General features: G+C 75.3%; 15 protein-coding genes and 1 pseudogene. 8 read left to right on the forward strand and 8 right to left on the reverse strand.

What is annotated here, in order from left to right:
* A complete protein-coding gene (locus CUT44_RS23475) occupies positions 1–282 on the reverse strand; it encodes a hypothetical protein (RefSeq protein ID WP_146252296.1) in 282 nt (93 codons plus the stop codon).
* A 613-nt stretch (positions 283–895) separates the two neighbouring features.
* On the opposite strand from CUT44_RS23475, the gene CUT44_RS23480 reads away from it, so the two are divergent.
* Entirely contained in the window at positions 896–1501 is a 606-nt protein-coding gene (locus tag CUT44_RS23480; protein WP_100203923.1) for a hypothetical protein, read from the forward strand.
* Positions 1502–1528: 27 nt separating this feature from the next.
* Here the strand turns inward: CUT44_RS23480 and CUT44_RS23485 are convergent, their stop codons facing one another.
* The 6 genes from CUT44_RS23485 to CUT44_RS23510 form a co-directional block, all read right to left on the reverse strand.
* The gene (locus tag CUT44_RS23485) at positions 1529–1969 is read right to left on the reverse strand and encodes a response regulator (RefSeq protein ID WP_100203924.1); all 441 of its coding nucleotides are present in this window, start codon (positions 1967–1969) and stop codon (positions 1529–1531) included.
* Complete coding sequence (locus CUT44_RS23490; protein WP_100204061.1) at positions 1966–3570, reverse strand: sensor histidine kinase; 1605 nt, start codon at positions 3568–3570, stop codon at positions 1966–1968. Before CUT44_RS23490 ends, CUT44_RS23485 begins: the two co-directional genes overlap by 4 nt.
* A gap of 143 nt (positions 3571–3713) precedes the next feature.
* Positions 3714–4907, reverse strand: a complete 1194-nt coding sequence (locus CUT44_RS23495) for a PP2C family protein-serine/threonine phosphatase (protein ID WP_233221620.1) — start codon at positions 4905–4907, stop codon at positions 3714–3716.
* Positions 4908–5063: 156 nt separating this feature from the next.
* Positions 5064–5462 (reverse strand): neutral/alkaline non-lysosomal ceramidase N-terminal domain-containing protein, encoded by a 399-nt coding sequence (locus tag CUT44_RS23500; RefSeq protein WP_233221596.1) that lies wholly within the window; start codon positions 5460–5462, stop codon positions 5064–5066.
* A 31-nt stretch (positions 5463–5493) separates the two neighbouring features.
* A complete protein-coding gene (locus tag CUT44_RS23505; RefSeq protein WP_100203927.1) occupies positions 5494–6099 on the reverse strand; it encodes a GNAT family N-acetyltransferase in 606 nt (201 codons plus the stop codon).
* 86 nt (positions 6100–6185) lie between these two features.
* Entirely contained in the window at positions 6186–6356 is a 171-nt protein-coding gene (locus CUT44_RS23510) for a hypothetical protein (RefSeq protein ID WP_158239654.1), read from the reverse strand.
* Positions 6357–6644: 288 nt separating this feature from the next.
* Between CUT44_RS23510 and CUT44_RS23515 the strand changes: the two genes are divergently transcribed.
* The 4 genes from CUT44_RS23515 to CUT44_RS23525 all read left to right on the forward strand — a co-directional run bounded on the left by CUT44_RS23515 (position 6645) and on the right by CUT44_RS23525 (position 10220).
* Positions 6645–7673, forward strand: coding sequence for a LacI family DNA-binding transcriptional regulator (locus CUT44_RS23515; protein WP_100203929.1), 1029 nt, complete (start codon positions 6645–6647; stop codon positions 7671–7673).
* Between the two features lie 410 nt (positions 7674–8083).
* Complete coding sequence (locus tag CUT44_RS23520) at positions 8084–9268, forward strand: FAD-dependent monooxygenase (RefSeq protein ID WP_100203930.1); 1185 nt, start codon at positions 8084–8086, stop codon at positions 9266–9268.
* Positions 9269–9356: 88 nt separating this feature from the next.
* A complete protein-coding gene (locus CUT44_RS34590; RefSeq protein ID WP_269846213.1) occupies positions 9357–9485 on the forward strand; it encodes a hypothetical protein in 129 nt (42 codons plus the stop codon).
* 72 nt (positions 9486–9557) lie between these two features.
* Entirely contained in the window at positions 9558–10220 is a 663-nt protein-coding gene (locus CUT44_RS23525; protein WP_100203931.1) for a TetR/AcrR family transcriptional regulator, read from the forward strand.
* Between the two features lie 57 nt (positions 10221–10277).
* Here CUT44_RS23525 and CUT44_RS23530 read toward each other — a convergent pair.
* A pseudogene (locus tag CUT44_RS23530) lies at positions 10278–10463 on the reverse strand (IS110 family transposase); the annotation flags it as partial.
* An 850-nt stretch (positions 10464–11313) separates the two neighbouring features.
* On the opposite strand from CUT44_RS23530, the gene CUT44_RS23535 reads away from it, so the two are divergent.
* From CUT44_RS23535 to CUT44_RS23545, 3 genes are read left to right on the forward strand one after another with little or no spacing between them, the layout of a single operon-like run.
* Positions 11314–11679: an NADH-quinone oxidoreductase subunit A gene (locus CUT44_RS23535; protein WP_233221597.1), complete on the forward strand. Its 366-nt coding sequence runs from the start codon at positions 11314–11316 to the stop codon at positions 11677–11679.
* A complete protein-coding gene (locus CUT44_RS23540) occupies positions 11670–13070 on the forward strand; it encodes a hypothetical protein (RefSeq protein ID WP_199185813.1) in 1401 nt (466 codons plus the stop codon). Before CUT44_RS23535 ends, CUT44_RS23540 begins: the two co-directional genes overlap by 10 nt.
* A complete protein-coding gene (locus tag CUT44_RS23545) occupies positions 13067–14017 on the forward strand; it encodes an NADH-quinone oxidoreductase subunit H (RefSeq protein WP_100203932.1) in 951 nt (316 codons plus the stop codon). Before CUT44_RS23540 ends, CUT44_RS23545 begins: the two co-directional genes overlap by 4 nt.
* Positions 14018–14021: the final 4 nt, after the last annotated feature.

The following is a 14021-nucleotide window of genomic DNA, read 5'->3' on the forward strand; positions in this document are numbered from 1 at the left end:
TCAGTCGCCGAGGAGACCGCAGGGCGGCTCGACGGTGTGGAAGCACTGGGTGCACACGTAGCCGCCCAGCGGGCCCTCCTGGACCGCCCACCCGCACTGGGCGCAGTGCATCAGGGCGACGTCGTGGGCGGGGACCTCCGAGGGGAAGGGCGTCATCCGCTCGCCCCGCAGTTGCCGCAGGACCAGCGCCCGTCGGGGCCCTGTATCACCTTGGCGCCGCACGTGGTGCAGTTCACCGGCAGTTCTCCCTCCGCCGTTGTCGCCCGCCACGTTCGTCCGCATCCGTCCGGTCTCGTCGCTGTCCGGCTGCCCCGGCCGCGTCCGGCCGCGTCCGCCCGGGTCTGTGCATTCTCCGTCAGTCCGGCCCGAAGTCACGGTAGCCCAGCGCGTGTTGGGAGAGTGAGACGGCTTTCGGACCGCGCCGGGCCGGGACGCCGCGGCAGCGCGGCGTCCCTCGGCGCCGTCGGCCGCGCACGGCGAGGTGATGAGAGCGGAACCCCGTGGCAGGTCCCGGCGCGGGTTGTGAGGAACACCACCCGCCCCCGCCGGCCGCCCCCCGCCGGCCGCGCGCGAGCCCGGGAGCGGGCGGCGGACGGAACCGGCGGGCGGCCCGGAACCGGCGGGGGTGCCCACCAGGGCGGGGTGTGCCGGTGCGCGGCACCGCCCGCCCGCCGAACCGCTCCCGGGTGCTCGGCCGTTCCGGCTTCCGCCGGTGCCGTGCCGGCCCGCTCCGGCCCGTGTCCTCCTCCGGGCCCGCCGCCGTACCATGCCCACGGCGGTGGTGCCTGCCCGGAACGGGGCCGCCGCCGGACCGCCGCCGGAACCGGCCCGGGGGCCCGGGCGGGGCCGGTTACCATCGAGATCCGGAACCTGCTCTTCCGAATGCGGGACCAAAGTGTCTGATGAACTGTCCTCCGTCATAGCCGCCACCGCCCGGTGGCTGGTCCGGTCCTACCCCACCGCCGACGGCGTCTTCAGCGCGGCCCTGGCCGAGGCCCAGGCGCGGCAGGCCGTCACGGTGGCGGCGTGGCTGCGCTACCCGACCCCGCTGGACGCCGCACTGGTCGTGGTGGCGGGACCGGGCGGCGCCCGGCGGCTGGACCGGATCACCGGCTCGGCGCCCCCGGAGACCGGGGAGCGGGCGGAGGCCGCCGGGCTGTCGTGGATCCCCGCGCCCCGGGACCCCGGCGACGACGGGGACGCCTGGCGCACCTGGGTGGACGAGGTCCTGGCGAGCTGGGCCGCCTGTCTGCTGACCTCGCCCCGGCTGGCGCGGGAGGCGGCGGCCGCCGCCTCCCGCGGCGAGCACGCCCGCGGCCTGGCCGTCGACTTCCGGAGGCTGACCGCGCCCGACGAGTACGACCGGCGGGCCGCCCCCCTGCTGCGGCACCCGGATCTGCTGGCACCGGTCGCCGGGCTGCACCGCGCCGAGTTCCTGCGGTGCCTGCGCTCCCTGCGGGGCCCGGAGGTCCCGGAGGCCGGGGCCGCGCCGACCGGGTGAACCGCCGGGCGCGCGTCCGGCCGGCGCTCAGCGGCCCGGCAGCCGCACCACGGTGACGAAGAACTCGTCGATCTGGCGGACCGCGGAGATGAACTGCTCCAGGTCGACCGGTTTGGTGACATAGGCGTTGGCGTGCAGCCGGTAGCTGCGCAGCACGTCCTCCTCGGCCGAGGAGGTGGTCAGCACCACGACGGGGATGACGCACAGGTCCGGGTCGGACTTGATCCGGGCCAGCACCTCCCGCCCGTCGTACTTCGGCAGGTTCAGGTCGAGCAGGATCAGGTCGGGGCGGGCGGCACCGGTGTGCCTGCCCCGGCGGTAGAGGAAGTCCAGCGCCTCCTGGCCGTCCCGGACCACGTGCAGGACGTTGCGGATCTTGTTGTCCGCGAACGCCTCCCGGGTGATCAGCACGTCTCCCGGATCGTCCTCGACGAGCAGGATCTCGATGGGGGTGGCGGCGGCGGTCACGCTGGTGCTCCAGGGGGCGGTGCCGTGCCCGGCCCGTCGGGCCGGGGCTCGGGGACGGACGGGGACGATGACGGGGGAAGGGCCGGCGAGGGGGGCTCGGGCCGCGGTGCGGGAGGCCGGGCGGCGGGCAGCGTGAAACTGATCCGGGCGCCCTCGGCGCGGTCGGTGTCCAGTTCGATGCGGCCGCCGTGCTGCTCGACGATCTTCCGGCACAGGGCGAGCCCTATGCCGGTGCCCTCGTACTCCTCCCGGCTGTGCAGCCGCTGGAAGATCACGAAGATCTTCTCGGCGAACTCCGGGGGCACGCCGATGCCGTTGTCCGCCACGCCCAGCAGCCACCGGCCGTCCCGCTCCCGGGCGGTCACGGTGATCCGCGGCGGCCGGGCGGGGTGGCGGAACTTCACCGCGTTGCCGATCAGGTTCTGCCACAGCATGGTGAGCGTGGTCGGGTCGCCGATCACCTCGGGGAGCCGGCCGGGACGCTCGATCCGGGCGCCGGACTCCTCGATCGCGGCGGCGAGATTGGCCAGGGCGCGGTCGAGCGCCGCGTCCAGCGGCACCGTGCGGGGCTCCTCACCGGCCCGGCCCACCCGGGAGAAGGCGAGCAGGTCGTTGATCAACACCTGCATACGGGTGGCGCCGTCGACGGCGAAGTCGATGTACTGCCTGCCGCGCTCGTCCAGCACCTCGCCGTAGCGCCGTTCCAGCAACTGGCAGAAGGCAGCCACCTTCCGCAGCGGTTCCTGCAGGTCGTGGGAGGCGACATAGGCGAACTGCTCCAGCTCCGCGTTGGAGCGGCGCAGTTCGGCGGCCTGCGCGTCGAGGTCGGCGGCCTGCCGGGCGAGCAGCTCCTCGCGGGAGCGGGTGGCCTCCAGCTCTTCGACGATGCGCCGCCGCATGTCCTCCACGGCGGCGCTCACGGCCCGCAGGTCGGAGGGGCCGTGGGAGCGGATACGCCGCTCGAAGGCGCCGCCGGCCACCCGCCGCGAGGCGACGCGCAGTCTGCGCAGCGGGCGCTCCACCATGCGGTTGAGCAGCACCGCCAGCGCGACGCCCGTGCCGATGAAGGCGGCCAGCATGACGCCGAAGGTCCAGTCCCGCAGCCGGCGTATCTCGAGCAGCTCGGCCCGCCCGGCGTCGCGGGCCTCGTCGAAGTGCCGGTTCTGGACGTCGAACAGGGCGCGCAGCCCGTCGAACTGCCGGCGGCTCTCCTGCAGTGCCTGACCGTCCCGGCTGATGTCCTCGTCCTTCTGCACCCGCTCGATCAGCGGTTCGGCCTGCATGCGCCGCCACTGCCGCGCCCCGCCCGACACGGCGGCGAGGTCATCGGCCAGCTCCCGGTCGGGGGCCACCAGGGGCCGCAGCTCCGCGAGGAGCCGCCGCTCGTCGCGGACGCCCTGGTCGTAGGGCTCCAGGAACTGCTCGTCCCCGCTGAGCGCGTAGCCGCGCACCGCGGTCTCCTGGTCGAGCAGGGCCGCCTGGAGCTGGGAGGCGGCGCTCTGCGCGGGCTGGATGCGGCCGGCCAGGTCGTCGGAGCGCTCCACGGTGCGGGAGAGGAGCTCCGCGCCGACCATCGCGCAGCCGATGACGAGCAGCAGCATCACCGACAGCACCAGACGGACCCAGTCCTGGACGGTCAGCCGCCCGACCAGACCGCGGTCCGTGTTCCTGGGTTCCTCGGGCTCCCGGTGCTCCCTGGGCTCCCGGGCCTCCCGCCGTTCCCGCGCCGCGGCGGAGGCCCGCCTCACGGCGCGGACTCCCCCCAGCCGAGCTGGACGACGGCGACATCGTCGGCGAGACCGCCGTACGCGGCGGCGGCCGCGGTCGCCTCGTCCACCAGGGCGTCGACGAAGGCCCGGGCGGGCAGGGCGGCATGGCGCCGGGCGAGCTCCAGCAGCCCCTCCTCGCCGAGCCGCCGGTCCGGCTGTACCCGGCCCTCGAACAGGCCGTCGGTGAAGAGCACCACGGCCGCGTCCGCGGGCAGCGGCAGAGTGCTCTCCACCCAGTGGGAGGCGCCGGGCACCAGGCCGAGCGCCGGACCGCCCTTGGGCTCCTCCCAGCGCACCTCGCCCCGCGAGCGGACCAGCATGCCGTGGTGCCCGGCGCGCACCACGCGCACCGAGCGGCGGCCGGGCGGCAGGGAGAGCGCGGTGAGGGTGGCGAACACCTCCGCCTCCGACCGCTCGGCCACGGCGATCTGCTCCAGCAACCGGGCCAGCTCCGGCCCGGTGGTGCCGCACAGCACCGCCGTACGCCAGGCGACGCGCAGGCACACCCCCAGCGCGGCCTCGGCCGCGCCGTGCCCCGAGACATCGCCGATCACGGCGTGCACGGTGCCGTCCGGGGTCTGCACCACGTCGTAGAAGTCCCCGCCGAGCAGGGACTGGGTGCGGCCCGGCTCGTACCGGGCGGTCACCCGCACCTCGTCGGTGTGCAGCAGGGGGACCGGCAGCAGGCCGCGCTCCAGCCGCGCGTTCTCCTGGGCGCGCAGCCGGCCGGCCTGGAGGTCGGAGGCCGCCTGCTCGACCTGCTTGCGCTGCAGGGCGTAGCGGACGGCCCGGTTGAGCAGCTCCGGGTCCAGCCGGCCCTTGACCAGGTAGTCCTGCGCGCCCGCGGCGACGGCGGCCAGCCCGGCCTCGCTCTCGGCCAGCCCGGTGAGGACCACGACGGCCGCGTGCGGCGCCCCGGCCAGGATCCGGGTGACCCCGTCGAAGCCCTGGGCGTCCGGCAGGTGCAGGTCCAGCAGGACGCAGACGGAACCGGCCCGGTCGGCCAGCACCTCCTGCGCCTCCGCCACCGTACGGCACCAGGTCAGCTCGGCCTCCAGCCCGCAGTCGGAGAGCAGTTCCTCGACCAGCAGCGCGTCCCCCGCGTCGTCCTCCACGAGCAGCAGGAGGGCGCTGTCGCGGCCCCGGGCCGCGCGGTCGGTGCCACCGATCGCCCTGCCCCGGAACGTCTGCGCCCCGGCCGTGTCCGTCAGCCGTTCCACCGCTCCCCACCCTCCGCCGTCGTCGCGCGACAAGAGTCCGCGCGGACAACGAAGCATATTGCGGGGCCCGGCGCCACAGCCGGTGGGATGCGGATTCGCCGGGGATCACCCTACGACGGTGAAGGGGCGCGTGGTGCCGGAGAACGCGCGGACGCCGCCCAGCAGGATCCTGGCGTCGCCGTGGTAGCGGCCGGGGGCGGCGGCGGCCGGGACGTCCAGCACCACGGGCGGCTGGGGGGAGAGGGCGGCGCCGGAGAGGTCGGGCGGGGGAGTGCCGGCGGGCAGCTCCGTCCCGTCGCGCAGGGCGCGCGCCGGCCGGTCCGCCGTCTGCCGGAGGGCGGGGAGCCGCCGGCGGCCGAAGAGGGTGCTGCCGCCCTCGTAGTGCTGGGCGTCGTACTCCTCGGGAGTGGCGACGTGGTGGAAGCAGGCGTCGGCGTGGCCCGCCACCAGCACGTCGTCCGGCTCCGAGCCGGTGACGGCGGCGACGGTGCGGCGCAGCCGCACCGTCGCCGCCGGACAGCCGGGTGCCGGAGCGCTACCAGAGGTCCCCGTCCCGCCAGTCGCAGACCAGTTCCCCGGTGAGGTCCACACGGGCCGCCACCGGCAGGACGAACACCCCGCCGTCGTCCTCCCCGGTGCGCACCACGCCACCGGGGGTGAGCGCCAGGGTGGGACCCTGCCAACGCAGCCAGCCGCGGGCCGCGTAGAACCCCAGCGCCTCCTCGGAGGAACTCAGCGCCCCCAGCTCGTACGCGCCGCGCACCGCCTCCTCCAGCGCCGCCAGCACCGCGGCGCCGTAGCCGAGTCCGCGCCGGTCCGCGCGCACCCCGACCCCCTCCACGTAGCCCGTCCGCAGCGCCCGCCCACCGTGCAGCAGCCGCCGCTGGACCAGCGAACCGTGGGCGACGAGCCGCCCGGCCACCCGGCCGTCCCGGCCCCTCCCGCCCTCCGGGGCGCCTCCGCCCTCCAGGACCAGGGCGTGCACACCGCCGAGGGTGTGGTCCCAGTCGTGGTCGCCGAAGTCCCCCTCGAAGACCTCCTCCAGCAGGGCCCGTACCGCCGCGCGGTCGGCGGCGCCCAGGGCGGCGGTGTGCAGGACGCGCACGACGGGGTCGCCGTACTCCGGTTCCGTGTCTGTCATGCGCGCCATCCTGCCGTCACGAAGACGCCGCCCGCCGCCGCGTTTCCGCGGCGGCGGGCGGCGTGCAGACGCCGGTGCGGCGCCTGTCAGTGGTGCCCGCGCCAGCCGCGCTGCCTGCTCGCGCCCTGCCTGGCGCCGGCGCGCCCGCCGGCCCCGGCACGTCCGCCGGAGCCGCCGAGGAGCTGCTTGGCCTTCGCGGTCAGCTTGCGCCCCATCGGAGTGCGGGCGAACACCGCGATCTTGGTTGCCTTGCCCATCAGGCCCGCCACGGTTCCTCCACGTGCTCGTGTGTGCCCTCGGTGATGAGCACACGGCGATCAATGCTCTGCTGTTCTGCCGTCTACCCCGGAGGAGGCGGGTGATGTCAGGCCACCGCCGCCGCGCCGCCGTCCGATCCTCCCGGAACGGGGAAACGGGGAGCGGGGGCCGGCCACCGACCCGTCACGGAACGCGGAACGGCCGCTCCCGCTCCGTGTTCCGGGCCGGAACGGCCCCCTCTAGGATGAGCCCGTGCGCTGGTGGCCGCGCTGGGAGGGGGAGTACCGGTGAAGCGTCCCACGATGGTGGACATCGCCCGTCGCGCGGGGGTGACCAAGAGCGCCGTGTCCTTCGCCCTCAACGGCCGCCCGGGCGTGTCGGAGGCGACCCGGGCCAGGGTGCTGGCCATCGCGAACGAGCTGGGCTGGCAGCCCAACAGCGCGGCCCGGGCTCTGTCGGACGGCCGGGCCGGTGCCTTCGGGCTGGTGGTGGACCGGCCGGCCCGCTCCCTGGGCATCGAACCGTTCTTCATGCAACTGGTCTCCGGCATCCAGGACGAGTTGTCCGGCGACGGCACCTCCCTGCTGTTCACCGTCGCGCCCGACGCCGACGCCGAGACCGCCACCTACCGGGCCTGGTGGGCGCAGCGCAAGGTGGACGGCGTCTTCCTGGTCGACCTGCGGGTGGACGACCCCCGGGTGGGCGCCCTGGAGGAACTGCGGCTGCCCGCCGTGGTGATCGGCGCCCCCGTCGACTGCGGCGGCCTGCCCGCGGTGTGGAGCGACGACGCGGTCGCGGTGCGCACCGCCGTGGACCACCTGGCCGACCTCGGCCACCGCTCGATCGCGCATGTGACCGGCCCCGCCGCCCTGCGCCACACCCTCATCCGCACCGAGGCGTTCGACGCCGCGACCGCCGAACGGGGCGTCACCGCGCTGAGCGAGGAGGCCGACTACAGCGGGGAGCGCGGCTTCGCCGCCACCCGCGCCCTGCTCGCGGGCGCGGAGCGGCCCACCGCGATCCTGTACGACAACGACGTGATGGCCGTCTCCGGACTGAGCGCGGCCCAGAGCCTGGGACTGCGCGTACCGGGGGACGTCTCCCTGGTGGCCTGGGACGACTCCCCGCTGTGCGAACTGGTCCACCCCGGGCTGACCGCCCTGCGCCGGGACATCGCCGCCTACGGCGCCTTGGCGGCCCGCCAGTTGTACGAGGCGGCCGCGGGCCGCCCGGTCGAGCACTGCCTCGCCCCGGCCCCGACGCTGACGGTCCGCCACAGCACGGGCGCCCCCTCCCGGGACGCCGCGGCGCTCTGACGCCTCCCGGGCCCGCCCCTCACACCTCCCCGGGGCGGGGAGCCGGCGAGGCCGCGGTGCAGCAGGGCGGTTGAGGGTGTCGACGATCTCGTCGTCACCCGCCCGTGGGCCGTGCTCGCCCGCCGTGAGGACGGCGTACCCGAACATCGGGACCACGGCGCCCACGGCGGCGGCCACGAGCCGGGAGTCGCCGGGTGGTTGCGGCCCTGTTCGCGCATGTACTCCAGGTGTTCCCGCAGGACGGCGGCCCCGGTGTCCAGCGCGGCTTCCGTGCCGGCCGCCTTCTGCCTGCGCACTCCCACCGGCGTGCTCCCTCCGGCTCGTATCGACTTGACCGCACTCCAGGCGCCCAACATACTGAATCGAATTTCACTGAATAGATATTTAGTGAAGTTCGATTCGGAGGATGCATGGACGTCATCATCGCGGGCGGGGGAGTGGCCGGGGCGGCGAGCGCGATCGCGCTGCGCAGGATCGGCGCCCGGGTCACCGTCCAGGAGGCGTACGCCGACCCGGCCGGCCGGGTCGGCTCCTTCCTGAGCCTGGCCGCCAACGGGCTGCGGGGCCTGGAGGCGCTCGGCTGTCTGGAGCCGGTGCGGCGGGCCGGTTTCGCCGTCCCCCTCCAGCGGATCCGGGCGGAGTCCGGCCGGATCCTGGGGGAGGTGCCGCGCGGCCGGCTGTCGGGAGACGCCATGCACAGCACGACGCTGAGACGCGGGCACCTGGTCGAGGTCCTGCGCGAGCACGCCCTGCGGGCCGGCGCGCGGATCGTCACCGGCCGTCGTCTGGTCGGCGCGGTGGAGGACGGCGGCGGCGTCCGGGCGGAGTTCGACGACGGGACGCACGCCACCGCCGATCTGCTCGTCGGCGCCGACGGACTGTGGTCGGTCACCCGCTCCCTCCTCGACCCGGACGCCCCCTGGCCCGAGTACGCGGGCCTCTACGGCGTCTCCGGTATCGCCGAGGGCGTCCCCACTGAGCCCGGTGTGTTCGACGTGTCCTTCGCCCGGAGCGGCGCCTTCCTCCACGTCGTGATGCCCGACGGGGCCGTGTGGTGGACCGCGCAGGTCGCCGAACGCCGGCCGCCGGACTTCGCGGCCACCGGCGACGAGCAGTGGCTCGACCACCTCGCCGGGCTGTACCGCTTCTGCCCCCGGGCACCGGAACTCCTCCGGGCGACCAAGAGGCTGCACCGCCCCGCCCTCGTGCACACCCTGGCCGAGGTACCCGTCCGGCACGACGACCGCACCGTCCTGGTCGGGGACGCCGCCCACCCCGTGGGAGCGGGCCAGGGTGCCTCCATGGCGATCGAGGACGCCGTCGTCCTCGCCCAGGCGCTGGCCGGGGCGGACTCGGTCGGCGCCGCCCTCGCCGACCACGACCGGCGCCGCCGCGCCCGGATCGGCAGGATGTTCAAGGCGGCCCGCGGCAACCGCGGGGCCAAGACCCGCGGCCCGGTCGGACGCCGGGTCGAGGGCCTGGTCATGCCGATCGTGCTGCGGCACTTCCACGAGCGGTCCACCGCCTGGCTCTACACCCACGACCTGGGCACCCTGCCGGCCCCGGCCAGGGGGACCCGGCCCGCCGGTGTCTGACCGCTCCCCGCGGGCCGCGGCCCGGCAGCCGGCGAACACCCCGGCGAGCCGCGCCGGGCCCTCCGCGGTCTCCTGAGGGGTGTGCGTGGTGAGCGACATCCGCAGCGCCGCCGGGGACATGGGCGACACCGCGTCCGACGGTCCGCGGGAGGCGGGCGTCGAGACCGCAGTCCGCCGGACACCGGGCGACGGCCGCCCGGCCCCGCCCCGATGCTGACGGTCCGCCACGGCACGGGCGCCCCCTCCCGGGACACCGCGGCGCTCCGGGCCGCCGCGTAGGCTTCCCGGCATGGGTGAGACGAGTGAGCCGGGGGAGCACGAGGAACAGCGGATACGCCGACGGGTGTCCGACGTGGCCGTCGGGCTCTTCCTGGAGCGGGGATTCGAGCAGGTGACCGTCGCCGACGTCGCGGCGGCCGCGGACATCCCCGAGCCGGCGCTCCTGGGCCACTTCCCGGCCAAGGAGGACCTGGTGACGCACCGGCTGGCCGACCACGAGGGCGAGGCCGCCGAGGTGGTCGCGCGACGGCCCGCCGAGTGCTCCCCGCTGGAGGCCCTGCGACGCCACTTCCTGGACGGACTGGCCCGGCGCGATCCGGCGACCGGCCTGAACGACGATCCCGAGGTGCTCGCCTTCCACCGGCTGCTGTACACGACGCCCTCACTGGCGGCGCACCTGCACGCCCACGCGGAACGGAGCGAGACCGCGCTGGCCGGCGTGCTCGCCGACGTCCTCGGCGGGGAGGCCGCCGGCAGCGCCGAGGCGCGGGTGGCCGCCGGGCAGATCGTCGCCACCCGGCGCGTCCTCGCGCGGGACAACCGGCAGCGGATCGCCGCCGGTTCCAGCGCGGCCGCGCTCCACCTCGCGGCGACCGCGGCGGCCCGGTCGGCGTTCGCGCACCTCGAGGCCGGACTGCCCCGCCTCGCCCGCACCCGGCCGCAACCGGACTGAGAGAACACCACCGAGCCGCGTTCTCGCGGGGAGCCGCCAGGCTCCGGCCCCGCCCTGCTTCCCGCCGGTCATGTCGATGGCCCAGGTGACCTCACGGCCGTCGGCCAGGTCCAGGACGTCACCGATCAGCTTCAGCAGCTCGGGCTCGTCGTTGGCCACCCGCCGCGACAACAGGGTCTTGCCGTCCGTGTCCAGAACAAGGCCGTGGTGGTGGCCCTTACCGCTGTCGATCCCCGCCCATATACCAGCTCATCATGCTCCTGACGTGCGTGTTCGTACTGCTCGTGCCACGGACGACTTCGCCGGCATCGCTCTACACAGCGACTTGTTCGCACTTCCTGATCGGCGGCCGAGTCGTCGTGGGGCGCCGGGCGGCGAAGCAAGGGAAGCCACGAGACTGCAGTCGCCTGATAACCACACCCAGCACCCCTGGGCGACCCAACCCTACGAATGGCTCGATCAACCCGGTCAAGAAGGTAGAGCCGCCTGATTTGCTTCGACACGCCGAACCAGCGGGAAAGACGGCACCAGGGGGCGGAACGCCCTTTCTGCCGCAGGACGTGCCGCACTCCCTTGCCCGGTCTCCGGCCCTCCCCTTTCGTGCCTCCGTCCTCGCAGCGGAGACGGCCCGCGCCGTGGCGGGACGTCGGCCGCTCTGACCCGCTGCCGGAAACCACCCCGGGACTGCACGGCGGAGGCCTGCCCGGCGTCGTGGGAACCGTCGATGCCTGCCACCCACATGCCGTGCGTCACCGCCGATGGCGGCAGTGTCGTGACGGGTGGTGACGCGGATTTCCCCCCCACCGCTCGTGGACTCCGTGAACGCGGCCGCCGCCGGGTTCCGAGCCGCGGGAGCGGCCGGGAACGTGCCCCCGGAGGTGGCCGAGCGGCCGCCGGAACCGGACGGACAGGTGGTCAGGGCCACCGTGGCGAGCGGGGCGCGGGCCCCAAAGGGACGAAGGCGCGGTGCTGTTCCCCGGACGGGCTCGCGGGCCGGGCGCGCACACGGGTGACGCCCCGGCATGGATGTTCCGCCGAAGGGTACTGGCGGACGGACATGCCTCGCCCGGGCATGTGACGAACCACTCCGTACATGCGTGAGGGGAGTATGCGGGAGTTCCTGGATCTGGCCGCCATGCTGGTGCTGGCCGTCGGAGCGGTCGCCGGGCTGCGGCAGCTGCACCGTCTGACGGCCGTCCGTGCCCAGCCGTTGCTCGCCGGGCCCTTCCTCTCCGGCGGCACCCCCGACGAGCACGCGCTGTCGCGCTTCCACGCCCGCTGGTACGCGCTGACGCTGCTGTTCCTCGCCTTCGACGTCGAGATGCTCTTCATGTACCCCTGGGCGGTCGTCGTCGCGAAAATGGGCGCGGCGGCCGTGGCCGAGATGTTCGTCTTCCTCGGTCTGCTGATGTGCGGAGTGCTGTACGCCTGGCGGGAAGGGACTCTGCGGTGGGCCTGAACACGGCCCTGCGCGGTCTGGCGGAACGTCTCGCCGTGCCTGTGGTCTTCGGCGGTCCCCGCGTCCTGCTGGTGGCGTGTCCCGGGGCCACGGCCGTACGGCTGGCGGCGGAGACCGCAGTCACCGGCCTCGGCGGGCGCCTGGCGGACTCGCCGGTGGACGCGGACGTCCTGCTCGTGGCGGGGGAGCCCGGCACGCGGATGCGGGCCGCCGCCGACGTGCTGTGGGGTCAGATGCCGGGCCCGCGGGTGCGAGGGCAGGTGACACGGCCGCAGGACGCGGACGCGGTACTGCGTGATCTCCTTCCCGCCCTCGGTGGCCCCGGCCAGACCGCGGACGCCGAGGGACGGGACGACGAGTGGAGCCGGACCCTGGACGCCCCCGGGGGCGAAGCGGAAGGCCATGACGGCCACGGGGACCACGGCGGCGAGCAGCAGCCCCACGGTGGGCACGGCGACCATGAGGACCACGGTGGCCATGGTGATGGCCAGGACGGACACGGTGGTGCCCACGGCGGGCACCAGGAGCACGGCGGCGGCCACGGTGACCACGGCGGAATGCGGATGCCCGGCGGGCTGATGACGGCCGACCGCGCCGAGGACCGGGACGGACTGAAGCTGGACGTCCTGCACGTACCGCTGGGACCGGTGCTGCCCGGCTGGCCCGCCGGACTGGTCGTCGACACCGTTCTGCAGGGGGACGTGGTCCAGCGGGCCGAGGGCCGGGTGCTCCCCGCTGCCGGACCGTACCGCTCACCGTTCTGGCCCGCCGGCGAGGCCCACTCCACCGCCCCCGGAGCCCGTACGGCCGCCTGTCATCTGGATTCGCTGGGACGGCTGCTCGCCCTGGCGGGCCGGGACTCCGCCGCCGCCGGGGCCCGCCGACTGCGTGACCGGCTGCTCGGCGGTGAGCCGGTGGAGCGGGTCCGCGCGGACTTCGGGCCGTGGCGGCGCCGGGTGGAGCACTCGCGCACGCTGCGGTGGGCGACGGGTGGCATCGGTGTGCTCACCCCGGCGGACGCGGTACGGCTGGGGGTGAGCGGCCCCGCCGCACGGGCCCGGCCGCCCCATGACGCGACCGCCCGCTGGCTGAGGTGGCTGGCGGAGACGGACGAACTGCTGGCGGGCGGAGAGGTGCCCGACGGCGGACCGCGCGGACGCCCGGCCCCGGAGGGTTCTCCGCCCTCGCGCGGCCTGCTGGACGCGGTCGTCGAGCTGATGCCGGGTCTGGAGCTGTCCGCCGCCCGGTTGCTGGTGGCGAGCCTCGACCCCGATCCGGACGAACTGACCGGACGGGAGCCGGAGGCGGCACCGGACGAGGAGTCGGGGAAGGGCCCGCACCAGGAGCACGGCCACGAACACGGCCACGACGGTGGAGGTGACGGGCGATGACCGTCACCGGAGCGCCGGTGTGGGCGGTGGTGCCCGCGGCTGCCCTCCTGCTGGTGATGGCGCTGGCGGCCGCCGTGCTCGACGCCGTTCTCGCCCCGGCCGCGGTCGGCGGAGACGGACCGGCCGCGGCGGTGCGCGGTCGCCGGTGGGTCCGTCCGCTGGCGGAGTCGGCGTGGCTGATGCGGCAGCGCGGCCGGACCACGGTGGCGCCCGACCGGCTGCTGTGGCGGATCGGCACGGCGGGTCCGCTGGTGGCGGCCCTGCTGATGGCGGTGGTGGTGCCCGTCGGCGGGACGGTGGTGGCCGACCTGCCGGTGGGCGTCGTCTGGTTCAACGCGGTGGACGTCACGCTCTGGGCGGCGGTGTGGCTGGCCGGCTGGGGACCCAACAGCGTGTACCCGCTGGTCGGCGGCTACCGGTTCGTGGCCCAGGCGCTCGGTTACGAGCTGCCGCTGATGTTCGCGCTGACCGCTCCGGTGGTGGCGGCCGAGAGCCTGCGGGTGGGTGAGGTGGTCCGGGCCCAGCAGGGGCTGTGGTTCGTGGTGTGGATGCCGGTGGCCTTCGCGGTGTTCCTGGGGTCGGTGGCGGCCTTCAGCATGTGGGGACCGTTTTCCTCCCCGGTGGGGCGCGACGCGGCCGGGGGCGTGCTGGCGGAGGCGGCCGGCGTGGACCGGCTGTTGCTGCTCGCCGGGCGGTACGCGCTGCTGGCGGCCGGGTCGGGCATGGCGGTGGCACTGTTCCTGGGTGGTGGCACGGGCCCGTGGCTGCCGGGCTGGCTGTGGTCGGTGATCAAGACGCTGGCCGTCCTCGCGGTGCTGGTGGCGCTGCGCCGCCGGCTGCCGGTGCTGCGTCCCGAGCTGATCGTCCGCCTCGGGTGGCTGGTGGCACTCCCGGCGGTGCTGGTGCAACTGCTGGCGGTGTCCGTCGTCGTGGTGGCGAAGGGGTGAGGTG

The sequence above is a fragment of the Streptomyces carminius genome, assembly GCF_002794255.1.
Classification (GTDB): domain Bacteria; phylum Actinomycetota; class Actinomycetes; order Streptomycetales; family Streptomycetaceae; genus Streptomyces; species Streptomyces carminius.